This window comes from Halopseudomonas sp. (genome assembly GCF_047631575.1).
GTDB lineage: Bacteria > Pseudomonadota > Gammaproteobacteria > Pseudomonadales > Pseudomonadaceae > Halopseudomonas.
In genome coordinates this window covers 865,437-887,386 of the sequence record NZ_JBLIAB010000001.1, presented here as the reverse complement: position 1 = coordinate 887,386, position 21,950 = coordinate 865,437, and the positions used below count along the sequence as shown (strand labels likewise).

The following is a 21,950-nucleotide window of genomic DNA, read 5'->3' as shown; positions in this document are numbered from 1 at the left end:
GAGCCATCAATGCTAATGGCATGCGCCCGATTATTGATCGTCATTTCCCGTTGAGCGAGATTGTCGAAGCGTTCAAGTATCAGGAAACCAACCAGCATTTCGGCAAAATTTGCCTGGATATCTAAGCACGCATGAGTGGGCATGGTCCGTATGCTTATCTCAAAGATGTGCTTATGCGGCTGCCGACGCAACAGGCAATGCGATAGAGATTGACCCATTGCTGCCGGTCGCAACCGGCAGCAATGGGTCGAGAGCCGCCCTTACGTAAACGTATGGATACGACTTTTCTGTCCCTGTGTTCCTTGATAGCTGGAACCGACAGGTTGCCTCTAGCCGCTTCCTGAATGTGCTGGCTCCACCAAGTCATCATGGAGCCCCCGCGCTCGATGTAATCCGCACGATTGAAAGGGGTGCGTACGAGTCATTCGGCCAATTTTAGTGACGGTGCTTTATCGAGATTTAAGTCCTTGGGCTGAGGCAAGCCGCCATTCATTAGCCACGAAACTTAGAGCGATTAAGGACGCTTCGAAGGCCACCTGGCGATCATGGCGCGATCGTATTTAGGCAGAGATCGGGAACAGAATGCATGAGCTCGCGATGCAGAAACTCTCCATGTGTAGGGGCTAACGGTCGATCTGACTGACGGCTTTCGCTGGACACGCCGTGCAGAAAAGAGCCGCCACGCTGCTGGATTAAGCGTATCCTAAACGCCTGTTTTGGCAGCGGCTGCACTTTCGAGGTCGCATCGAAAATGTGCCAGAGAGCCAGTGGCTGGATGCCGATCCTTGCTTTGTGGCGTTAGGCGATACGGTGATGGATAGGCGTTATCGCCACGAGGCGCTTGTTCGCCAAGCCATTCCCAGCGATGAAATACGATTGATCCGCAATGCTTTACAGCATGGTCAATGATGTGGAACGAGAGCCACCTTAAAGCTATCGGAATGATTATTTAAATCCATTTTGAGCAATCATTCAAAATAGGTTTAAATACACCTGATTAATTCTTTACGGAGACCTCCGCATGGGCCGCGTCATTAACCGTAGCTTGCTCAACACCTGGCGCCTGAGTGTCAATCTGGTCACCTATCCAGAAGGCCATCATGTGAGGCGCCACAATGACCCTATAGGTGGCGGCAGCTACTACAAGCTCAACTTTGTACTGATAAAGCCTGCAAAGGGTGGGGTTTTCGAGACAGATAGGGTCATTTTCTCTCTTTTTAAGCGCGTCATCCTGTTCCGCCCCGATCTGTACGACCACAGCGTCTCGACCATCGTGCGTGGCAAGCGCGTGCTGCTGAGTATCGCGCTGCATGCGCCGTGGGGCTGCGCAGCTCAGTAGTAAAAACTCCGTTACCTTGAAATACGTTACTTCTACCCGATAGGCCCGTTACCCTATAGACCCTGTACTGCTGGAGCCTTATTGCCGTGTACCTGCCCGAGCACTTTGCTGAAGACCGGCCCGACCAACTGCACGCCCTGATGCGCGCCCACTCGCTGGGCACTCTGGTGATGCACACAGACGCCGGTCTGGATGCCAACCACATTCCCTTTGAGCTGTTGGCAGAGCAGGGCGCACACGGCGTGTTGCAAGGCCATATCGCCCGCGCCAATCCCTTGGTACAGCAGATCACGGATGGCATGCCCGTGCTGGTGATCTTTCAGGGGCCGCAGGGGTATATCTCACCCAACTGGTACCCCAGCAAGCACGAAACCCACCGCCAGGTGCCGACCTGGAATTATCAGGTAGTGCATGCTCACGGCCGCATTCGCCTGCGTGACGATGAGCGTTTTGTACGAGGACTGGTCGCACGGCTCACCCGTGAACATGAGGCCCAGGCCGAGCCCGAACGCCCCTGGAAGATGACCGATTCCAGCCCGGACTATATCAGCCAGATGCTGGCAGCGATTGTTGGTATTGAGATCGACATTGAACGGTTGGTGGGCAAATTCAAGCTGAGCCAGAACAAGACTGCTACCGATGTGGCGGGGGCGGTGGACGCCTTGGATGCCCGTGGGCAGCAAAGGCTGGCAGACACTATGCGCATCGCAGCTGAGACAGCAAAGCCGTGAACCGCTGGTGGCTAAAGGCAAGACCTGCCCCCGAGTTTTGACTCCGAGTTTCTGGACCCCGACTTTCTGAAAATAAATCTGTCCCTTCTTATGGAAAGGATGCTAATTCTGGGTATGTGTTTTAGGGTGCTGACTCTTCAGATCCATCTAGCGCCCTTTCTTTTAATTCGGGACAGAATAATAATGAAAACTGATTACCTCATCATAGGAAGCGGCGCCGTTGGTATGGCATTCGCGGATACCCTGCTCGACGAAAGTGATGCGCACATCACTATTGTTGACCGTCATGCCAAGCCCGGTGGGCACTGGAACGATGCCTACTCGTTCGTTACCCTCCACCAGCCGTCTGCCTATTACGGCGTTAGCTCCACCGAACTGGGCAGCCGCCGCAAAGATGAAAGCGGACCCAACAGCGGCATGTACGAGCTGGCGGGTGGGCCCGAGATCAACACCTATTACGACAAGGTGATGCAGCATAAGTTTTTGCCCAGCGGCAGGGTCAGTTACCACCCCATGAGCAATTACCTGGGCGAGGGTCGTATCGTTTCACTTCTGTCGGGCAATCAGACCAATGTCACCGTGTGCAAAAAGACGGTGGATGCCACCTATATTTCACCCAACATACCGGCCACGCATACACCGAGCTTCACGGTGGCCGATGGCGTGCGCGTAATTGCGCCAAACGCCTTGCCGCAACTCTGGCTGCAACGCAATGGTGAATCGGTGCCGCAAAATTTCTGCATATTGGGCGCTGGAAAGACGGCGATGGATGCGGTCGTCTGGCTGCTGCGCCACGGTGCCACGCCGGAATCCATTCAGTGGGTGATGCCGCGCGATTCCTGGTTGCTGAACCGCTTGCAGACGCAGCCGGGGCTGGAATTCTTCGACCATAGCATGGGCGGAGAGGCTAACAAGTTGGCCGCCTTTGCAGAGTCCAAATCTATAGAAGAAGTATTCCTGAAGCTCGAGGCACTCGGCCAGGTGCTACGTATCGATCCAGCCCAGAATCCCACCATGTTTCACTACGCCACGATCTCCGCCGGCGAAGTAGAGTTGCTGCGTACGATCAAACAGGTGATCCGTAAAGGTCGCGTACTGAACATTGGTCACAATTCCATGGTTATGGCCCAAGGCGAAATGACTATGGAGCCTGGCACGCTATATGTGGATTGCACCGCATCGGCCATTACTACATCCCATAAAGGTGGCCCGGTTTTCCAGGAAGACCGTATTCTGATCCAGCTCCTGCGCGCACCGTTGGTGGCATTGAGCGCCGCGCTGACCGCCTATGTCGAAGTGCATGGTGGCGACGAGGCGCATAAAAACAAACTCTGCACCCCGGTACCTTTCCCAGAGAATCTGGCCGGTTATGCGCGCGCCACCCATGCCAGCATGATGAACCAGTACCACTGGTCTCAGGACAAATCGCTACGACAGTGGATTCGCAATTCCAGGCTAGACGGGTTTGGAAAAATGATTTCAGACCTGGACAAGGCTGATACCGAAAAGATGGCCGTGATGGCCAGGCTACGCACCAATGCCATGGCGGCGATTGCCAATATGCCCAAGCTAATGGTGTAAAAATGGTCATGTAAAAAGGGTTAAAAAAGGGGGGTCAGATGAAAGTTTCTACATTAATATTCATTTGAGCCTCCCCCCATCCTCTCCGAAAGCCTATGCTCATAAGCCAACTTTAGAGGGGACGCGGGCACACAACGCTTGAAATATTAAACTCAGAACAATAATAAAGAGGCACGATTTATGACTTCCATACCCTCTCTTAGCTTGACGCATAAGGCGATCTTGAGCCTTGCCATTGCTACTGTGCTGATTGGTTTTACCATGACACCGGCTCAGGCAGCAGGTAACAGTCAAAAAGAAATAGCGGCCGCCATAAGCGGTGGCGGTGCCGCGCTGTCGCAACGTAAGTATGATCTAACTATTACCTCCTTTGACGGCACCGAGATTGCGGTAACGGTCTATCAGCCCACTCTGACGCAGGGTCAGCCAGCCCCTTTGCTGATGTACAGTCACGGTTGGGGTGGCAGCCGCTCTACCGATTTGAGCGAAACAGACTCTCTCACCGAAACGGCTCGCAAGGCATGGGAATCCGGCTACTTTGTGCTCACATTTGATCAGCGGGGTTTTGGTGACAGCGGTGGTCAAGCCAATTCGCAGGATCCTGATTTTGAAGGCCGCGATGTACAGGCTCTCCTTGATTGGGCGGAAGCTAGCCTGGCACCTCACTTAGCGTATCTCAAAGGTGATCCCCTGGTGGGGGGTATAGGGCTTAGCTATGGTGGTGGATTTCAGCTAGTTGGTTCAAGCATCGATACGCGCTTTGACGCTCTGGTACCGGCGATGACCTGGCACGACCTGCCTTATAGCTTGAGCCCGGAACGTGTTCCAAAGACGCTATGGCTATCGGTGTTAAGTAGTCTGGCTAGAGAAAGCCAGGCGCCCTGGATTACTCAGGCTTACGCAGAATCGCTGTCTGGCACGGCGAGCGAGGAGGGGGCTAGACGCTTGGGTCGCAATGGACTGGGAGCGTATTGCAAACCGCGCACTGACGGTCTTGGCGTTCCAAAGGTCGATGCTCTCTTTATCCAGGGTGTCAACGACACTTTGTTCAATTCCAATGAAGCTGCCTGGAATTACGACTGTCTGCGTAATGCCGGTAACGATGCTTATCTGTTTGTTACTACGGGGGGGCACATATTGCCTGCCTTCCAGGACGGTTCTGATGGAGGAACGCTCAACTACGGCGGCTTTTTCAACGATATTCAGTGCGGCAATACCCGTTATAGCATCGCTGATTTGTCTTACACATTCCTCGACGGTAAGTTGCGTAAGCTGCAGCGTACTATCCCAATCCCCCGCGTATGTCTGACACAAGAGCGCAATCAGGGGGTGGTGAGTGAAGATATGCCTAAAGGCGGCATGGAGCTGCATTTTGCTAGCGGCGATCTGCTGGTGGGTCCGCCTTCGGTCGATGTGGTGCTCAACCTGTTACGTAAGCTCGATCCCGTCGACTTGTCTGAGGTGCTCAGCCGGCTGTCAGCCAATACGGCGAGTAAGCTTACCCAAGCGCTGATTGGCTTGGTGACCATTGGGCCGGAGCAGGTCACTGCGTTACTTACAGAGCTAGTCGAAACTCAACCTCCAGCGTTACTGGCAGAACTGGGTACCGCTCCGCGCTTTGTACCGTTGTATCGCGCCAGCAGTGATCTAATCCTCGCCGGCATACCTCTGGCAGACCTGAACATAGCCGGTGAAGCGACACTTGACCCGCGGGTTTTCGTTGGGCTTGGGGTCAAACGGCTGGGACAGCTGAGCCCTGAACTGCTGCATGATCAGATCCTGCCCATGCGTGGTACCGGGACGCGTCAAACCGAGCTTATTGGCGCCAGCACCCAACTTCATTCCGGCGATGAAGTCGGCCTTATGCTCTACGGGTTTCACCCGCAGTATGCACTAGGGTTTTCGCGCCTCCCCAGCGCCGTTAACCTGACAGGCGTAGTGCAGCTGCCATTGCAGTAACTTCAAAAACCGAACGATCCGTCGTATGCGAAAAAAACGGGGTCAGATGAAGGTGTCTACATTAATTTTAATCTGACCCCAGTTAACTAAAAGATGGCCGTCATGGCCAAGCTACGCACCAATGTCATGGCGGCGATCGCCAATATGCCCAAGCTAATGGTGTAGGGGATCTGACCCCAATTACCCTCTCAAATCCACGGAGTGATGCTCATCACCACGAGAGGCAGTGCGATGACGGCTAATAGGGTTTGGCCGGCGATGATACCTGCCATCAGGGGGGCATCCCCCCCAAGCTGTCGAGCCATTATGTAAGACGATGAAGCCGTTGGCAGAGCCTGGAACAAGATTGCCGCGATTGCCGCCTCGCCTTGCAAGCCGAAGACATGACAAAGCCCTAGCGTTGCCAGCGGCATGAGCACAAATTTGGCGATGGACGAAAGTCCTATGGGCTTGATCCAGCTTGCGGCAGATCCCAGTTTCAAAGCGGCGCCGACGCACAACAGCCCGAGCGGCAGTGAAGCCTGACCGAGCGCTTTAAGCACCGCGTCGATACCTGCGGGAATGCCGAGTCCACTAGCTTGAACCGCTATACCCAGCACGCAGGCAACCAAGAGTGGATTGAGCACCAACTGATGACCGATGGCTTTGAGGGACAATTGCCCGCGGGAGCCGTAGCGCGCAAAAATCAGGACACAAAGCACGTTCACCGTAGGCACTAGCGCCGCGTTTGCCACGGCCGCCAGTGCGATACCCTGGGCACCGAATAGGCCCGCCACTACCGACACGCCAACGTAGTTGTTGAAGCGCACGCCCCCCTGGAAAAACGACGTGAAGGCAGGGCCATCGAGGCCGATGACCGGCCGTATCGCAACAAGTAGACCCGCCACCGCGACGGAAGACAGCACCAAAGCCAGAAACATGTCTTGCACTGGTACTTCACTCAGCTGCGCTGTAGCCAGGCTGTGAAAGAACAGGGACGGCAAAAGCACGTAGTAGCCAAGCCGTTCGGCCTGGGGCCAGAACGCATCTTGTAGAAATCCCGAATAGCGTAGCCAGGTTCCCATTCCGATAAGAATGGCGATGGGTACCAGCGCGAGTAAAAGCAAAGCAGTCATTGCGCGTTATCCAAAGCAATGGATTCTGACACTAACCCAAAGTGGCAAGATAGGTCACAGCATCAATTTGCATCGTCCCCTGGAGTCATTTATGTTCAATGAAGTAGCCGGAGGGTAGGGTGCCAAGTTTGGGTTGACTTTACCCCATCGAATTCTGCAAACCATCTGGACACTTGGGAGTCTGCACCATGAAGTATCTGTTTACCTTGATCGCTCTGATCTTCATACCGGCCTCTTGTTATGCTCAGGCCAAAGATCAGCTGGAATTACCGAGTAACTTCACGGCGGTGAGCGAAAGCCTGATTGCCGGTGGGCAGCCCTCGGCGATGGATTTGGAGCAGCTTAAGAGCGCAGGCGTCACTAAGGTCATCAACCTGCGAACTGCCAATGAAAAAGTCGACTACGACGAACAAGCCAAGGCTGAGGCACTTGGTTTTACCTATATTTCGTTGCCAATTGCAGGTTCTGACGATGTTACATCGGAGAATGCAGCGCAGCTTGATCTGCTTTTGCAGGGTAATGAAAAGGTGCTTCTCCACTGCGCAAGCGGCAATCGTGTGGGTGCACTGCTAGCCATTCGTGCACATGAGATCGAGGGTAAGCCGGTCGCAGAGTCTCTCCAGCTAGGCCGGGCTGCCGGTATGAGTTCGCTGGAAGGCACAGTTGAGTCATTAATTGCTAATTAAGCGAAGCCGAGGGTCAGGTCTTGTCTTTTGCCTACAGGACCAGCCCTCCCACAAAGCCTCCGGCGCACCATGTCGTCATTTGCTAAAATCCCGCCCCTAATAAAGTGGTAAGGCAAAGCACATGCCCCATTTACGTCCGAGGTGGCGAGCCCTTTTTCAGACAAGACTCAAGGTTTGTCTGGCTCAGGGCAGCACAAGCTTTCCAGACTCGCGGTGCAACTGGCGCAGCCGCGCACTCAGTTCGCTGATATTGCGCTGGTTTGCTTCCACCGCCCTGCGGTGCTCAGCGCTGATCATCTCAAGCGCTCGCTCATCTACCAATACGGCCAGCCCGCGTAGTCCCTGCTGACGCTCTTGAGTGAGCTGCTTCAGCTGCTGTCTTTCCTGGCGCTGCGGCAGGCCATAGCCTGTCTTCAGCAGTTCTGCGGGACGGCTGAGAAAGCCGCTTTCGCGCAGTAGCTGGCTCAGGAGTTCACCGGTTTCATTCAGGGCGGCATCGTCCATGCGCCGCCCGGAGACATAGCGCTCCTTGAGCTCGTGCTGAATCAATGCAATCTGGCGTCTTAAAGCCGCTTGCTCAAGCAGCAGCAGGGCCGCCGTAACGCGATAGTCGGCCTGCTCGAACCAGCCATTTCGCTCCTGCGGCGCTAATGTCAGCCACTCCTCTACGCTCTGCTGCGGTAGATTCAAACCCTCGCGCGCTGCGTTGAACATCAACTGATAGCGCTCACGGTAGGAGTCGAAATAGTAGCCCTGGCGCAAGGCTTCGGCACGATCCTGCAAGACCGACTCGTCGAGCAGGTCAGCCTGCCCGAGCAGTGCCCTCAGTCCGGTTGGCGTAACAGTCTCCATGCCGCGAATATCGAGGCGGTCGGTACCACTGCGCAACAGCTTCAGGGTCTCTACCGCACAGTTGTTGCTGACGAAGTAGTAGGTGCCGTCGTAGTTCCAGTGCATCTCGGCGGCGCGACGGACCAAGCTGATCTGTTCCTCAGCGGTCAAGCGCAGTGGCAGCGACTGCAGGGATCTGAACTCAACCTTGGTGTATTCATCGACCACCTGACTCAGCGGTAGCATGAACAACCGAGACGGATAGACGCCGGTCAGCCCATCCCAGCTGGATATCTGCAGATCATCGACGAAGGCGCGGAACGACAACACCAGATGATGCTCAATATCCATCAGACACTCAGGCCCCAACGGCCGGCCAGGCGCACACATGACAACCCGAAGCATGCTGTGACCCCAGCGACTGACCAGTGCTCCTTCCGGCTCGGCCAGCAAATAATGCACCTGATAGATACGCCCCTCGTCGAGCTGCCCCAGGACGGGTTGGTCGATATCCAGGCCGCCATTGAGATAAGACAAACCCGGAGCACAGTCGGCCGTAGCGCTGGGCGCCCAGCCAAAATGCTCAGAAAAGTAGTCGTGTAATCCCGGCCGTCGGCATCGGTATTGCGGGTCGAGCAGGAAATACTCAAGATTGACTGCAACAAACTCGCGTGGGTTGCTTAGTTCATAGGCATCCGGCGTGCGCAGGTATTGATCATTCTGCTGTTCTACCTCGCCGCGGCCACCTATACGTGCGGGCCAACCGGCGAGCTCAAGTAATCTGGGGTCGTCGCTCAGAGTAAAACGTCGCTGGGACCGGCCTTGGCACTCCACTGGGAGGCCAACCGGGCCAAGACTGCTATGCTGCCGGGCACATGTGCGTAACAAGCCACGCTCGTCCGCAGGCCAGAACTGGCCTCGGTCGTAAAAATGCGCAAGCTCGTGTACCAGTGTTGCTTGCAGTTCCCGTTGCAGGGTGGCGTGCTGCCGTCCAGCGGGCAGGGTTTGATCCTCCCCCTGCACCAGCGCATCGAGCCAGCGCTGATTCAGGAGTATTTGACCATCATAGCGAGCCCGTCCCATGACGCTATGCGCCAGTCTGGAGGACCAGCGTAGAACGATTTCACGGTCGAGTTCTGAAACCAATCGGGGGGGCAGGGCCTTGAGCGCCGCATCAAGCAGCGCCTGGCTGGCCTGGCGCTGCTCAGTGCTTAGCTCGGCCTGTTCCAGTTTCACAGTCAAGGCCGAATGAGCAAGAGGAACCCACATCAGCGATGCCAGACCTAGGACAATCGCGATCACGGCTACGCCCCGCTCAAGAGCGGGGCGCATGTTACGGCGCAATGGGAATGGCGCCCTGAAAAGACTGGGCGTTCAGGACTGCGATCACAGAGCCAGAATAGCTTCTGCCAGTTGCATATCAGTGGCTTGTAGCTCAGGCATCTGGTGACGAATATGGCCCAGCGCCGCCTCCAGGTTAACGCCGCGTACTTGACCGTCACTACCGACGAAGCTGGCAGCGTCATCCCGGGCATCCAATACGACCTTGTTCGAGCCAAATGTAGATTCAGTGCTGTCACCCAGGGCTTCAGCCATATCGACCAGAACGTGGCCTACCGCATTGGTGGTGCCAATAAAGCTGGAAGCGGAAGCCATTGCAGAAAAACCAACCAAACCAGCAGCAAGGATTATAGAGCGAATCTTCATGAAAACTCCTAGAGAGAGACCAGGCCCAAGGGCATGTAGTATCGAGCCATTGCAGGCTCGCTGTGGTTGATTCTAGCCTGTATATGCCCGGTGTCACTCTCTTGTTTCGTTTCGTCTTTTCGCGACTGTCTGAAGACCTTTTGCTATTGGCGTTGCTGCTCGCTTTCGGTGTCATGTTGTTGCTGAAACCCGCGAAACCTCATTTAACTAAGCAGTCATTTGTTACGATCTTGCTTCCAATCATGTTTTAAGGCGATACGCATGCCCCGGTTAGTTTCATTGCGCGATCATCTGGAGTACAGCGATACCTTTGCGCTCTGGGTGCATCAACAGTTTGCGTACGAATACAGCGAGCAACTTCTGGTTGACTGGCAGGATGAGTTCAGAGAGGGGCAGAGCAACGGGGAGTGGCAAACACTGATTGCCTTGGAAGACGGTCAGCTATTAGGTGGGGCGGCGCTCGCCAAAGACGATTTGGCCGAGCGTCCGGAACTGGGGCCTTGGCTTGCCTGCGTTCTTGTTGCACCGCAGGCACGACGGCGAGGACTGGCCGAGCAGCTGATTGAGGGCATCTACTCCCAAGCCAGAGCCAAGGGCCATGAGCGACTGTACTTGCACACCCATGATCGGGGTGACTATTACGCCAAGCGCGGCTGGGAATATAGGGAGCTTTTCCATGCCTGGGGCAAGGAGCACTGGTTGATGGAACGAAAGCTCTAATCTGGGGCAGCGAAGCTGAGGGTCAGGTCTTGTCTTTTGCCCGAGCTGGCGAGTGGGCCCGAGATCAACACCTATTACGACAAGGTGATGCAGCATAAGTTTTTGCCCAGCGGCAGGGTCAGTTACCACCCCATGAGCAATTACCTGGGCGAGGGTCGTATCGTTTCACTTCTGTCGGGCAATCAGACCAATGTCACCGTGTGCAAAAAGACGGTGGATGCCACCTATATTTCACCCAACATACCGGCCACGCATACACCGAGCTTCACGGTGGCCGATGGCGTGCGCGTAATTGCGCCAAACGCCTTGCCGCAACTCTGGCTGCAACGCAATGGTGAATCGGTGCCGCAAAATTTCTGCATATTGGGCGCTGGAAAGACGGCGATGGATGCGGTCGTCTGGCTGCTGCGCCACGGTGCCACGCCGGAATCCATTCAGTGGGTGATGCCGCGCGATTCCTGGTTGCTGAACCGCTTGCAGACGCAGCCGGGGCTGGAGTTCTTCAACAACAGCATGGGTGGTGAGGCTGACAAGTTGGCCGCCTTTGCAGAGTCCAAATCTATAGAAGAAGTATTCCTGAAGCTTGAGGTGCTCGGCCAGGTGCTACGTATCGATCCAGCCCAGAATCCCACCATGTTTCACTACGCGACCATCTCCACCGGCGAGGTGGAATTACTGCGTACGATCAAACAGGTGATCCGTAAAGGTCGCGTACTCAGTATTGGTCACAATGCCATGGTCATGGCCCAAGGCGAAATGACTATGGACCCCGGCACGCTGTATGTGGATTGCACCGCATCGGCCCTTACTACCTCCCGCACAGGCGGCCCGGTTTTCCAGGAAGACCGTATTCTGATCCAGCTCCTTCGGGCTCCGTTGGTGGCATTGAGCGCCGCGCTGACCGCCTATGTCGAAGTGCATGGTGGCGACGAGGCCCATAAAAACAAACTCTGCACCCCGGTACCTTTTCCAGAGAATCTGGCCGGTTATGCGCGCGCCACCCATGCCAGCATGATGAACCAGTACCACTGGTCTCAGGACAAAGCGCTGCGCCAGTGGATTCGCAATTCCAGGCTCGATGGTTTTGGAAAAATGATTGCCGATCTGGACAAGGCCGACGCCGAAAAGGTGGCCGTCATGGCCAGGCTACGGACCAATGCCATGGCGGCGATCGCCAATATGCCCAAGCTAATGGTGTAGGAGATCTGACCCCAATTACCACCTAAAGATAGGGGTCAGATAAGCATCAATCTTTGTAATTCTTGCAGGATTTGAAGCAGGGGTCCGGGCTGAGTGGTATGCAGCTTTAGCGGTGCAGAAAGCAAGCTCAAATAAGAGCTTGAGCCAATTATATAAGGCTCTAACCAACCACTTGAAAAGGATAAGTAATTAATGTTCATCTGACCCCAATTACCCAGTAATATCAGCGTGCGATTACAGCCCGCGTCTACTAATAACAACGTACCTAGAAGGGGATTGTCCATGAACGCCATCACTGCCAGAGAAGGGGGAACCCAAGGCCACCTGGTCGGCTACGGCTCCAAAGCGTACCGCAATTATGTGCTCTTCGCGCTGACACTTATTTACATCTTGAATTTCGTCGACCGCGCCCTGCTCGCGGTTGTCGGTCCCGACTTGGTGCCGGACCTCGGGATTTCGGACACTCAGTTCGGGCTTCTCACTGGCTTCGGTTTCGCCCTGCTCTATACCGCCGTGGGCATCCCTCTAGCGCGTTTTGCCGATGTCGCCCATCGGGTATGGATCATGACCGTCTGCGTAGCCCTTTGGTCGCTGATGACAGCGCTCTGCGGCCTGGCGACGGAAGTCACCATCGGTTCGGTTACCATCGGCGCGTTCTGGATTCTGCTGATGTGTCGTGTCGGTGTGGGTATCGGCGAAGCGGGCTGTACGCCGCCGGCCAATTCCCTGATCGCGGACTATTTTATCCCGCGCGAACGATCCCAGGCGCTGGGCTTCTACGCCATGGGCGTCACACTCGGCACCATGTTTGCTAACTTGATCGGCGGCTGGGTTACCGACATGTTTGACTGGCGCACCGCCTTTTTCGTCGTCGGTTTGCCGGGCTTGCTGGTCGCTCTTGTTTTCAAACTGACGGTCAAGGAGCCGCCGCGCGGCTATACCGATCCGCCGCAAGCCGAGAAAAAAGAGCGAGCCAGCCTGGGTGAGGCTATCCACGAGCTGATGGGCAAGCCTGCTTACTGGCTGATGACCGCCGGCGCCACCATTGCCGCGTTCTGCGGTTACGGTATCTCCTCGTTCCAGTCGATCTTTCTAGTCCGCACCTACGAAATCACCGCCGGTCAGGCAGCGATCTGGATCAACACGCCGGTAGCTCTGTCCGCAGCCATTGGCACCTTCGCCACCGGTTGGCTAGCGACCAGGATTTACAAGAAGCACCCGGGCGCCATCGCCTGGGTGCCGGCGGTGGGCTTGGCATTGTCGGTTCCCTTTTATATCTTCGCCTTCACGACCGACAATCTGCTTTACGCTGCAATTGGCCTGATCATCGGCGGCTTCGTGAAGTACGGCTATCTAGCCGCTCAGTACACGATCGGCCAGGGTGTGGTAAGTATGCGTGTGCGCGCAATGGCGACGGCAGTGATGCTGCTTGTCGTCAACCTGATTGGCTACGGCTTCGGCCCGCTGTTCATTGGCGCAGTCTCCGACATTTTCTTCAAGTCCGGCGTCGCTGAGCTCGGGGTTGCGGCTGGCGAACTGACGCGAAATCAGTGTCACCCCGCCGTACTCGGCCAACTGAACCAGAACCTGCAGGAAGTCTGTGGGCAGGTCTACGCGCAAAGCCTGCAAACCTCCATGGTCATAATGGCTTGCTTGTACTTCGGCAGCGCTCTGTGCTTCCTGTTGACCTGGCGCCGGATGGGCAGGGACATGATAGACAGACAGGTTGTAACACCGGTCACACCATGAGTGACTATCCAGAGGGCGCATAGCGCCCTCTTTTTTTTGCGCTTAAAAGAGTAATTGGGGGTCATCATTCGACCCCAATTACCCTGATTCCCTGTGTTTTCCTGAACTAGTCCATGCAACGCCTACGTCGGGTAACCGACGAGAAAGGCGATGCCGGCTAGTATCATCGCAACACCACTAAGCTGGGTACCATGCAACGTCGGCGGCAGTAGCTTTTCGGCTAAAATAAATAGAGTGATTGCCAGGATCCAGAGCAGGTTCATGACTCCACCGAGGAACAACAACCCCATCAGCACCCAACAACAGCCCAGGCAATAGCTTCCGTGCTTAAGTCCCAGTTGGAAAGCGTGCGTGTTGCCCCTTTTGTAGTTGGCCGCCAGGTACATGATAGGCGACTGACAGTGCTTGAGACAGGCCTCTTTGAGGGGGGTGAATTGATAAATACCAGCGGTTATCAACAGCGCTGCGCCCAGTCCGGCACTGCTGCTAACCATCATCGGTGACAACAACGCTGCCGACTGCAGACCCCATTGCATGAGAGTCGCAGCGACGCTGAACAGGGTCCATATGGCGATATAGGCACCGCTAAAAATATAGATTGGGGTAATGGGTAATGCGTCCTGCCGGCCTTGGGCAGCGATACGGGCATAGATCAAAATCGCGCGTAAGGCGGTTGGTAGCATCATGGCCATCATCATGATTGCCCACATCAGGAACATCATGAAAAAATCACCGGGTCGCCACGGGCGCGTGCCAGCATCCATGCCAAGCATGTTTTGATCATGATAGAGCAGGTACGCCCAGGCTAGCAGTGTTAGCCCGGCGAGCGAGGAGACGAGTAAGCTCTGGTCCCAGCGCCGCAGTGAAATCACCGTCGTCGGTTTCAGGCAGCCCGTACCATACCTTCCTGGTTGTAATGGATCGTACAAAACTGTCCGTAGCTGGCGTCCAAATGCATTTCCATAGCGCCGGTGACGGTGGTGGTTCCCAGGCCCAGCTCTGCATAGGTGTATTCAAAACTACCGGAGGGCCTGGCAATCGCGATATGCAAGAGGTCGCCATTGAAGACGTTTATGGCGGGCTTGCCGACGGATTCAATCAGACCGGGGACTTTCAGCGAAGCCGAGCGTGCGGCGATATCGACTTCAATTTCGATAGGCAGGTATTCCGTCGCCAGTAACTCACTGCACATGCTGCTGAACACGGAAAAATGATTTGACCCCGCCTCTCCCGCTTGCCCTGAGAGAATTTTTTGAAGTGCGGCGCGCTGGTCCTCATCCGCTCTTTCATCGACAACGATTAGCTGTCTGCCGTTGCCTTCAGCAATCTCGCCGGGAAAGGCGAAAATACAGGCGTAGTTCAGTCCGTTTAGTGCGGTGCCGTTGAAGTTTCCCTCGTCGATGTGGCCGGCCATCACAAAATTGCAGAAGCCGTAGCTCGTAGGCATATTGAACTGGCAGCCACAATTAATCAGGCAGTTGCAGTTAGCGAAGGTAGTTGCTTGGACTATCCACTGGTCTGACATGTCGAGATCTCCCAGATAGTTGCATTAGGTGTACTCAATGACTGTAGGCCAATGTGCGAGAGAAAGCCAAGCCACTCAGTCCTGACGGTCAACCACATCGCCGAAGAGTACGAGCCGTGCAAGGATTTCCTGCCGAACCCTTTCGTCAGGTAATTTTTACCGAACGGCAGATCGACCTCGATTACCAGACAGACATCACTTATCGAGCGACACCCTTGGGCCGCCGCTTGATCAGGATTTGCTGCAATCGGACTCGGTAGTAAAGGTCTTGCGTGCGTCTGCCGGGCCAATACTTTCCAGCGCCCGATGAGGACTGGATAGTTCATCCGATCACGGTCATTCAGCGAGCGAAAAACGGGGTCAGATGAAATTTTCTACCTGAATTTATGCTCATCTCACTCCAGTCCCTCACAATTACTCAGTCCTATCTGCCTGGTACCCGAAGGTACGATGACAAGAAAACCAGGTTTTGATGTATTGTTCCGGCAATGCCGACCAAGACATTCAGCATTCCCAATAGCAATAGGCCCTATATGAAAGTGAAGAGAACGGTTACAAAGACGTCGCAAAACGCATTAGCCTTAGCCCCATTTATCATTCGAAGCTCGCCTTGAAAGGTACCCCGACTTCACCCTCTCTGACGAGTGGCTCTGTCTTAGCCCACATGATAAGGCTATCAATCCCGGCATCAATGGGAATGGTGTTCAACACCCTGTACAACCTCACAGACATCTGGTTCGCGGGTTACCTTGGTGATGATGCGCTTGCGGGCTTATCAATAGCGGGCAGCGTGTTTTTCTTGTTGCTCTCCATTGGTGTAGGAATACAGACGGGTGCGTCAGCCATGATAGCGCCGGAGGTTGGAAGGGGTGCCATGAACGATGGCACAAGTCAGGTCAAAGAGTGGATCGACAACGTCAGCGGAATGGCGATTGGTTTCAGTGTTATATCAGTTTTGCTCGGGGCTTTCGCCGCGCGACCCTTGGTGGTGTTGCTGGGAGCAGAGCCGCATATCGAGCCGTTGGCCATGGAATATTTGTGGGTAACATTGGCAGGTTCTATTGGCTTCACCCTCTCTTTTGGTGCAGCGGGTGCTTTGATGGCCCTGGGCGATACCAAGTCCAACCGCAACGCACTGGCCATTGGTTTTTTTGCGAACTTTGCATTGAACCCACTGTTCACGTTCGGCCTTGGGCTTGGCGTGACGGGCATAGCATTGGCGACTGTGACTATTAAATTGGCAACGGCCTTTTACTTGTTAAGCGTCCTCGCTAAGCGGCTGAATATACGCATAAGACCCGCGTTCGATTGGGCACGCTGGCAAGCTTTGCTCAAACAAGTGCTGCCCGCCAGCTTCAACATGCTCACCATTGTTCTGGGTGGTTTCATTACGGTGGCGCTCATTGGGCAGTTTGGAAGCAATCACGTGGCTGGTTACACAGTGGGCTTGCGACTTGAACAGCTTTTATTGTTACCTGCATTGGGTTTGAACAGCGCGGTTATGGCTATTGCCGGTCAGAATATGGGTGCGGGAAACAGTGCGCGAGTGGCCGAGACCTACCAAAAGGGTTTGTTGATTGGACTGGCTATGGCGCTGGTTTCAGTACCGGTCATGTACTTTTTATCTCCGCTTATGATGGGCTTTTTCACCGACGCCGAGGCGATACAGCGCACCGGCATAACCTATCTCAGAATCGATGCCTTAGCGTTTTATGCGTATGTGGTTCTATTCCAAAGCGTCGCGGTGCTGCAGGCCATGCGCAAGCCCATGTTCCCGATGTACCTTGGTATTGCAAGGCAGCTGGTGATACCTGCAATAATTAACTATGTACTCATCGTACTTTGGGACTATCCCATGGTGTCCATGTTCTACACCATCGTAATTGTAGTAATAGTTAGCTCTGTGATAGCACACTTTTATACCAAGCGGGAAATTAGCAGGCTACGGCTGAGATCGATTTACTGACTTGATTCAAATAAAAAAGCCACGCAGTGCGTGGCTTAAACCAAAGCGCAAAAATTGAGGTTCACGCCGCCCAGTGATCGTCTTCCATATCCATCAGGCTGCCTTTGCCGCTTTCGATGTCGCTTAGTAGCCAGTGCGTTTCCGGCAGCAGCTTTTCAAAGTAGAAACGGGCAGATACCAGCTTACCCTCCAGCAGTGGCTTGTTACCCTCTCCGGCTGCAATCTGGCGGTTGGCAACGTTAGCCATGCGTGACCACATATAACCAATAACTGTCAGAGCCATCAGGCGCAGGTATGGCGTGGCAGCGGCACCTGCCTGCTCCGGATCTTTTGACGCGTTGGTTGCCAGCCATAGAGTGGCCTTTTCCAGTGCACTTACAGCGCCTTTCAGCTCATCGCGATGGGGTGCTTCAGGGTTGTCCTTCAGGTAGTTTGAAAGTACGCCAAACAGAGTGCGAACAAGCCGCCCACCTTTCAGACTTAGCTTTCGGCCCACCAAATCCAGCGCCTGTATGCCATTTGTGCCTTCATAGATGCGCGCAATGCGGCCATCACGAACCAGCTGCTCCAACGGCCAGTCGGTAGTGAAACCCGAGCCGCCCAAGACTTGCAGGCCGATGTTCGTATTGTTGGAACCTTCGTCAGTCAGGAACGCTTTTACTACAGGGGTAAGCAGTTGTACCAGATCATCGGCGGATTCCCGTACAGCCTCATCCGGATGGGCAACCGAGAGGTCCAATTGATGGCCGGTAAACAGGGCCATGGCACGCATGCCTTCGTTCAGAACTTTTTGGCGCATCAGCATGCGGCGAACGTCCGGGTGCACAATGATAGGGTCAGCGGGGCCATCCAAGTTCTTCACGCCGCTCATAGAACGACCCTGCAGACGCTCGCGGGCAAATCCAAGGCTTTCCTGATAGGCCATCTCGGCAAGACCCAAGCCCTGCATGCCCACCATCAGGCGGGCTTCGTTCATCATAGTAAACATGGCACGCATGCCGTCGTTGGCCTCACCCACTAGCCAGCCTTTGGCACCCTCAAAATTCATTACGCAGGTTGCGGAGCCCTTGATGCCCATTTTGTGCTCTAGGCCGCCACAGAACGCCGAGTTGCGCTCGCCAGATTCTGGAATAAACTTGGGAACCACAAACAGCGAAATACCTTTTGTAGTGTCCGGCGCACCGGGCAGTTTCGCCAGTACCAGATGCACAATATTATCGGTCAGATCATGTTCGCCGCCAGTGATCCATATCTTGGTGCCTTCAATGGCGTAGCTGCCATCTGCGTTGGGTGTAGCGCGGCTGCGAATCAGACCCAGGTCGGTACCACACTGGGGTTCGGTAAGGCACATGGTGCCCGTCCACTGGCCGGACACCAGCTTTTCCAGGTAGGTTTGTTTCAGTTCGTCCGAGCCGTGGGCGTGCAGTGCACTGATAGCACCGTGGGTCAGCCCCGGGTACATCCCCAAAGACAGGTTAGTGGAGCAGACCATTTCATCCACTATAAACTTAAGTGTGTGTGGTAACCCCTGCCCGCCAAATTCCACCGGCGCGTCGAGGGCAGTCCAGCCACCTGCCACAAATTTTTTGTAAGCCGGCTTGAACACTTCAGGCGTGGTTACGGTATGGGTTTCGGGATCGTAATGGCAGCCTTCGCGGTCACCGGCTTGATTGGTCGGCTGAATCACTTCAGCCGCCAGTTTGCCGGCCTCATCAATAACTGCAGAAATCAGATCCGGGGTGGCATCGGCGTATTTTTCCAGCTCATGAAGCCGGTCTACGCCCAGTACATCAAACAACAAGAAACGAAGATCATTTACTGGGGCCTGGTATTTCAAGATGACTCTCCTCAATCGGGTTCTATGGTCTTGTATATCACCATCAACAGCTGGAATCGGCTGCACGATTTTGCCAAAAGCAAGAAATGAGGTGTTAAAAATCTGCGCTTGTTTTTCTCTATGGTCTATCGCCGTAGGACACTACACCGGGTGTTGGTTGAGTGTGGTCCGGTACCACTAAAAGAATGTTTGAATTTGGCAACACCCTACGCAAGCGTGCTTGTGCGTATGGCGAGGAAGACCAACCTCTTCAAATGCGGTACAAGCGGAGGATAATAATCGCCGCCACGGCCAAGATTAGAATTGCAATGGCCTCATACAGAATATTCTCGGGCGCCATGTCTTTGCCTTGCAGGATAATAAGTCGGGCAAGTGCCGTGATCGCAATCAATATCGGGTAGACGAGGGCAGATCGTCGATTTGAGTAAAATACAGACACCATACCGACCACTTCTAGGTAAAGAAATATCAGCAGGATGTCGGCAAGTCTTATGTTCTGGGCAATGTAAACCGCGTAAAGCTCGAAGGCCACACCGCCCAGTGTCATCAACACAACGATGAACAGCAACAAACTCTCGATCACCTTAAAAGAAGCAAGAGCGAAAGTGTTTCTGCCAGGACCGACATTTGGTACATCGTCGCGTTCGTTTGCCTTTGACTGCGCTCCCGAGTTTTGACTGTAATCTGTATTTCTTTTAGTACTCATAATTATGGTTTTAGCATCAAGTGATTTTAGCTTGCGTCAACGTATCGGATGATTGTGTTAGGAGACTAGCCTGTGACTGCCCATTTGCAGGAAAAACCGTAAATTGCATAGTTATAAATACACTGAACTTGGATATTATCATCTAGCATCAATTATTTTCGACTCGATTGTAACACTTACACCATCCTGACAATTCTAGGTAAAGAAGCACCAGCAGCTTGCGCTGTGGTTCGTCAGCGGGCTCGATACAGTACTTGAAAGCTGGGCGTCCGATTTGCGGCCCAGTCAATTGCATTCATCGTGAGGGGGCACCTTCCCAAGCTCGGCTAGCTGATGCGCTGGTAAAGGGGCTCATGCGGTAGTGCCGAGTAATTTCGTCTGGAGTTGGAGTGATGGAACCAGGCTCTCTCATACCTGCCTTGTATGTGGCTTCAGCAATCTCACGAGTACTGTTGTACTGCGCGACTTATTCGTCTTCATGGTCAATACGAGCTCTTTCAACTACCCAAGTCTGGCCCTCATTGCCACCTAGCGTCTTCAGCCAGTCGCCTTCACTCAAGAGACTAGTGCTTCGCCTTGGCAGCCCGTTTACGGGTAACTATGGCTGGGTCCATAGCTGTGGTAAATCCCTCATACATAATCCGACTGCTTGCCAGCTGATCTAAAATATCGATGCTGGGGGCACTAGGTAATTCTGACTACAGCCTCGAGATTTATGACGAATAATCAAATTAATTTCATTACCAAAAACGACAAAGCTGAGAGGCGGGTTTTATTTAACGGATATGCTGGTTTCTATCATGTGCCCATGGACGATGGCATCGCAGGGAACGTTCGTGCATGTCCTCGCTCTCTCGGTGGCTGCGACGTCGCCTTCTTGGATGATATGTATGTCTCCCCAAGTGCGCGTGGTTCAAGAGCTGCTGATGCTTTATTTGTCAGTTTACGTGCCTTAGCGGCGCAACGTGGATGGCCCAAAATTCGCTGGATTACCTAGCAATTCAATGAGTGAGGTCGTGCTTTTTATAATCGATATACCTCTGGGTAAAGTGATTTTATTATGTACCAGTGGAAGCAGATTTAGTCTCGAATTACTGATATGAATTTGAAGAAATCGTGAATCACCCCTGATTTCGTCAACACCCGAATAATCGTTTGCTAGGAGACGCCGTTATGAGCCAACCAAATATGAGCCCGTCAAATATGAACAGCCTGCCAGTGTTAGTTGATGCACTGATTACTCTTGAGAATCGTGTTGCGACCTTAACCCTCAACCGCCACGACGTACGCAACGCCCTTACTGGATCTCATCTGATCGATGATGTTGTGATGACCGCCGAGTGGGTCAATGGCTGCCCTGATGTCTCGGTACTGGTTATCACTGGTGCCGGTTCAGCCTTTAGTGCCGGAGGCAATATCCGCGACATGGCAGAACGCGGTGGTGATTTTGCTGGTGACGCAGCGGAATGCGCCGAGCGCTATCGCAAGGGTATTCAGCGAATTCCGCTGGCAATGCAGGCTGTCGAGGTGCCGATTATCGCTGCAGTGAATGGGCCGGCGATGGGTGCCGGTTTTGATCTAGCGAATATGGCAGATGTACGCATAGCTTCGGAGAAAGCCAAGTTTGGAGAAACATTCCTTAACCTTGGGATAATTCCGGGGGACGGTGGTGCCTGGCTGATGCAACGCTTGATCGGCTACCAACGGGCTTTCGAGTTAACCTTGTCTGGCCGGATTGTTGATGCGGGTGAAGCTAAAGAATTGGGTATTGTTCTGGACGTGGTGTCGGCAGATGAGCTGATGCCCACAGTCATGACGTTAGCTGGACGTATGGCCAGTCAGCCGCCTAAAGCGATTAGGATGACTAAGCGTTTGATGAAGATGGCGCAACGTATGGAGCTGAAGGACTTTCTGGATCTTTGCGCCTGTTTTCAGGGTATGTGCCATAACGAGCCAGAGCACCTTGAAGCGGTGAGCCGAATGCTTGAGTCGATGGGACGTAAGTAAGCTGACCTGGACCAAGCTAAATTAGCAAGCAAGCAAGCGGTGGCAATGTTGTGGATGCAAGAGATTAAATTCAGGGGAATATCTGCGTAGTCAAAAGCCATCTCAAGTTAGTTTGCGGTGGTTTTCTGTGTGTCAGAGCCAATATTCACTGGTAGTTTGCTTCAGTAGGCATCCGTCGACAGTGGTTGAGTTTTGTGTCGTCAAGTGAATAGGTATTCCCCATTTTTGTAAAAGGAAAGCTGGGACAGGTTTATTTTTAAACACTATCTCTGGTACAACTAAAGCTCAAAT

The 21,950-nt window shown here is 53.9% G+C and carries 18 protein-coding genes and 2 pseudogenes; 12 read left to right on the top strand and 8 right to left on the bottom strand.

What is annotated here, in order from left to right; translation table 11 throughout:
- A partial coding sequence (locus ACJAXR_RS04080) for a zinc-binding dehydrogenase (protein ID WP_415056986.1) occupies positions 1-125 on the top strand: 125 nt, incomplete at its 5' end.
- Positions 126-206 (top strand): annotated as a pseudogene (locus ACJAXR_RS04075) (transposase domain-containing protein); the annotation flags it as partial.
- A 62-nt stretch (positions 207-268) separates the two neighbouring features.
- Here ACJAXR_RS04075 and ACJAXR_RS04070 read toward each other — a convergent pair.
- Positions 269-418 (bottom strand): annotated as a pseudogene (locus ACJAXR_RS04070) (integrase); the annotation flags it as partial.
- 603 nt (positions 419-1,021) lie between these two features.
- On the opposite strand from ACJAXR_RS04070, the gene ACJAXR_RS04065 reads away from it, so the two are divergent.
- The 4 genes from ACJAXR_RS04065 (at position 1,022) to ACJAXR_RS04050 (ending at position 5,610) form a co-directional block, all read left to right on the top strand.
- Positions 1,022-1,339, top strand: coding sequence for a 2OG-Fe(II) oxygenase (locus ACJAXR_RS04065; protein ID WP_415056938.1), 318 nt, complete (start codon positions 1,022-1,024; stop codon positions 1,337-1,339).
- Between the two features lie 86 nt (positions 1,340-1,425).
- Positions 1,426-2,070, top strand: a complete 645-nt coding sequence (locus ACJAXR_RS04060; protein ID WP_415056937.1) for an FMN-binding negative transcriptional regulator — start codon at positions 1,426-1,428, stop codon at positions 2,068-2,070.
- A 183-nt stretch (positions 2,071-2,253) separates the two neighbouring features.
- Entirely contained in the window at positions 2,254-3,651 is a 1,398-nt protein-coding gene (locus ACJAXR_RS04055; protein ID WP_415056936.1) for an NAD(P)-binding protein, read from the top strand.
- 180 nt (positions 3,652-3,831) lie between these two features.
- Entirely contained in the window at positions 3,832-5,610 is a 1,779-nt protein-coding gene (locus ACJAXR_RS04050) for an alpha/beta hydrolase (RefSeq protein WP_415056935.1), read from the top strand.
- 188 nt (positions 5,611-5,798) lie between these two features.
- Here the strand turns inward: ACJAXR_RS04050 and ACJAXR_RS04045 are convergent, their stop codons facing one another.
- Positions 5,799-6,725: an AEC family transporter gene (locus tag ACJAXR_RS04045; protein ID WP_415056934.1), complete on the bottom strand. Its 927-nt coding sequence runs from the start codon at positions 6,723-6,725 to the stop codon at positions 5,799-5,801.
- 188 nt (positions 6,726-6,913) lie between these two features.
- Between ACJAXR_RS04045 and ACJAXR_RS04040 the strand changes: the two genes are divergently transcribed.
- Positions 6,914-7,411 carry a hypothetical protein gene (locus tag ACJAXR_RS04040; RefSeq protein ID WP_415056933.1) on the top strand — a complete coding sequence of 166 codons (498 nt, stop codon included), beginning with the start codon at positions 6,914-6,916 and terminating at the stop codon, positions 7,409-7,411.
- 183 nt (positions 7,412-7,594) lie between these two features.
- Here ACJAXR_RS04040 and ACJAXR_RS04035 read toward each other — a convergent pair whose 3' ends face one another.
- Positions 7,595-9,511: a DUF4105 domain-containing protein gene (locus ACJAXR_RS04035; protein WP_415056985.1), complete on the bottom strand. Its 1,917-nt coding sequence runs from the start codon at positions 9,509-9,511 to the stop codon at positions 7,595-7,597.
- Positions 9,512-9,628: 117 nt separating this feature from the next.
- The gene (locus ACJAXR_RS04030; protein ID WP_415056932.1) at positions 9,629-9,949 is read right to left on the bottom strand and encodes a DUF2388 domain-containing protein; all 321 of its coding nucleotides are present in this window, start codon (positions 9,947-9,949) and stop codon (positions 9,629-9,631) included.
- Positions 9,950-10,210: 261 nt separating this feature from the next.
- Here ACJAXR_RS04030 and ACJAXR_RS04025 point away from each other — a divergent pair, with 261 nt between their 5' ends.
- The 3 genes from ACJAXR_RS04025 (at position 10,211) to ACJAXR_RS04015 (ending at position 13,618) form a co-directional block, all read left to right on the top strand.
- Positions 10,211-10,669 (top strand): GNAT family N-acetyltransferase, encoded by a 459-nt coding sequence (locus ACJAXR_RS04025; protein WP_415056931.1) that lies wholly within the window; start codon positions 10,211-10,213, stop codon positions 10,667-10,669.
- A gap of 36 nt (positions 10,670-10,705) precedes the next feature.
- On the top strand, positions 10,706-11,869 hold the full coding sequence (locus ACJAXR_RS04020) for a hypothetical protein (RefSeq protein WP_415056930.1): 1,164 nt from the start codon (positions 10,706-10,708) through the stop codon (positions 11,867-11,869).
- Positions 11,870-12,151: 282 nt separating this feature from the next.
- Positions 12,152-13,618 carry a spinster family MFS transporter gene (locus ACJAXR_RS04015; RefSeq protein ID WP_415056929.1) on the top strand — a complete coding sequence of 489 codons (1,467 nt, stop codon included), beginning with the start codon at positions 12,152-12,154 and terminating at the stop codon, positions 13,616-13,618.
- Positions 13,619-13,740: 122 nt separating this feature from the next.
- Here the strand turns inward: ACJAXR_RS04015 and ACJAXR_RS04010 are convergent, their stop codons facing one another.
- Entirely contained in the window at positions 13,741-14,340 is a 600-nt protein-coding gene (locus tag ACJAXR_RS04010; protein ID WP_415056928.1) for a DUF2182 domain-containing protein, read from the bottom strand.
- Between the two features lie 161 nt (positions 14,341-14,501).
- Positions 14,502-15,143, bottom strand: coding sequence for a DUF1326 domain-containing protein (locus ACJAXR_RS04005; RefSeq protein WP_415056927.1), 642 nt, complete (start codon positions 15,141-15,143; stop codon positions 14,502-14,504).
- A 664-nt stretch (positions 15,144-15,807) separates the two neighbouring features.
- Between ACJAXR_RS04005 and ACJAXR_RS04000 the strand changes: the two genes are divergently transcribed.
- Positions 15,808-17,109, top strand: coding sequence for an MATE family efflux transporter (locus tag ACJAXR_RS04000; RefSeq protein WP_415056926.1), 1,302 nt, complete (start codon positions 15,808-15,810; stop codon positions 17,107-17,109).
- 61 nt (positions 17,110-17,170) lie between these two features.
- On the opposite strand, the gene ACJAXR_RS03995 is transcribed toward ACJAXR_RS04000, so the two are convergent.
- Positions 17,171-18,949 carry an acyl-CoA dehydrogenase C-terminal domain-containing protein gene (locus ACJAXR_RS03995; protein WP_415056984.1) on the bottom strand — a complete coding sequence of 593 codons (1,779 nt, stop codon included), beginning with the start codon at positions 18,947-18,949 and terminating at the stop codon, positions 17,171-17,173.
- 247 nt (positions 18,950-19,196) lie between these two features.
- Positions 19,197-19,652, bottom strand: a complete 456-nt coding sequence (locus ACJAXR_RS03990; protein ID WP_415056925.1) for a phosphate-starvation-inducible protein PsiE — start codon at positions 19,650-19,652, stop codon at positions 19,197-19,199.
- Between the two features lie 1,173 nt (positions 19,653-20,825).
- Between ACJAXR_RS03990 and ACJAXR_RS03985 the strand changes: the two genes are divergently transcribed.
- Entirely contained in the window at positions 20,826-21,659 is an 834-nt protein-coding gene (locus ACJAXR_RS03985; protein ID WP_415056924.1) for an enoyl-CoA hydratase-related protein, read from the top strand.
- Positions 21,660-21,950: the final 291 nt, after the last annotated feature.

Excerpts from the sequence above, each read along its gene's own strand:
- ACJAXR_RS04065 (WP_415056938.1), top strand. The coding sequence starts at position 1,022 with ATGGGCCGCGTCATTAACCGTAGCTTGCTCAACACCTGGCGCCTGAGT.
- ACJAXR_RS04055 (WP_415056936.1), top strand. The coding sequence starts at position 2,254 with ATGAAAACTGATTACCTCATCATAGGAAGCGGCGCCGTTGGTATGGCA.
- ACJAXR_RS04050 (WP_415056935.1), top strand. The coding sequence starts at position 3,832 with ATGACTTCCATACCCTCTCTTAGCTTGACGCATAAGGCGATCTTGAGC.
- ACJAXR_RS04045 (WP_415056934.1), bottom strand. The coding sequence starts at position 6,725 with ATGACTGCTTTGCTTTTACTCGCGCTGGTACCCATCGCCATTCTTATC.
- ACJAXR_RS04040 (WP_415056933.1), top strand. The coding sequence starts at position 6,914 with ATGAAGTATCTGTTTACCTTGATCGCTCTGATCTTCATACCGGCCTCT.
- ACJAXR_RS04035 (WP_415056985.1), bottom strand. The coding sequence starts at position 9,511 with ATGTGGGTTCCTCTTGCTCATTCGGCCTTGACTGTGAAACTGGAACAG.
- ACJAXR_RS04030 (WP_415056932.1), bottom strand. The coding sequence starts at position 9,949 with ATGAAGATTCGCTCTATAATCCTTGCTGCTGGTTTGGTTGGTTTTTCT.
- ACJAXR_RS04025 (WP_415056931.1), top strand. The coding sequence starts at position 10,211 with ATGCCCCGGTTAGTTTCATTGCGCGATCATCTGGAGTACAGCGATACC.
- ACJAXR_RS04015 (WP_415056929.1), top strand. The coding sequence starts at position 12,152 with ATGAACGCCATCACTGCCAGAGAAGGGGGAACCCAAGGCCACCTGGTC.
- ACJAXR_RS04010 (WP_415056928.1), bottom strand. The coding sequence starts at position 14,340 with ATGATGTTCCTGATGTGGGCAATCATGATGATGGCCATGATGCTACCA.
- ACJAXR_RS04005 (WP_415056927.1), bottom strand. The coding sequence starts at position 15,143 with ATGTCAGACCAGTGGATAGTCCAAGCAACTACCTTCGCTAACTGCAAC.
- ACJAXR_RS04000 (WP_415056926.1), top strand. The coding sequence starts at position 15,808 with ATGATAAGGCTATCAATCCCGGCATCAATGGGAATGGTGTTCAACACC.
- ACJAXR_RS03990 (WP_415056925.1), bottom strand. The coding sequence starts at position 19,652 with ATGAGTACTAAAAGAAATACAGATTACAGTCAAAACTCGGGAGCGCAG.
- ACJAXR_RS03985 (WP_415056924.1), top strand. The coding sequence starts at position 20,826 with ATGAGCCAACCAAATATGAGCCCGTCAAATATGAACAGCCTGCCAGTG.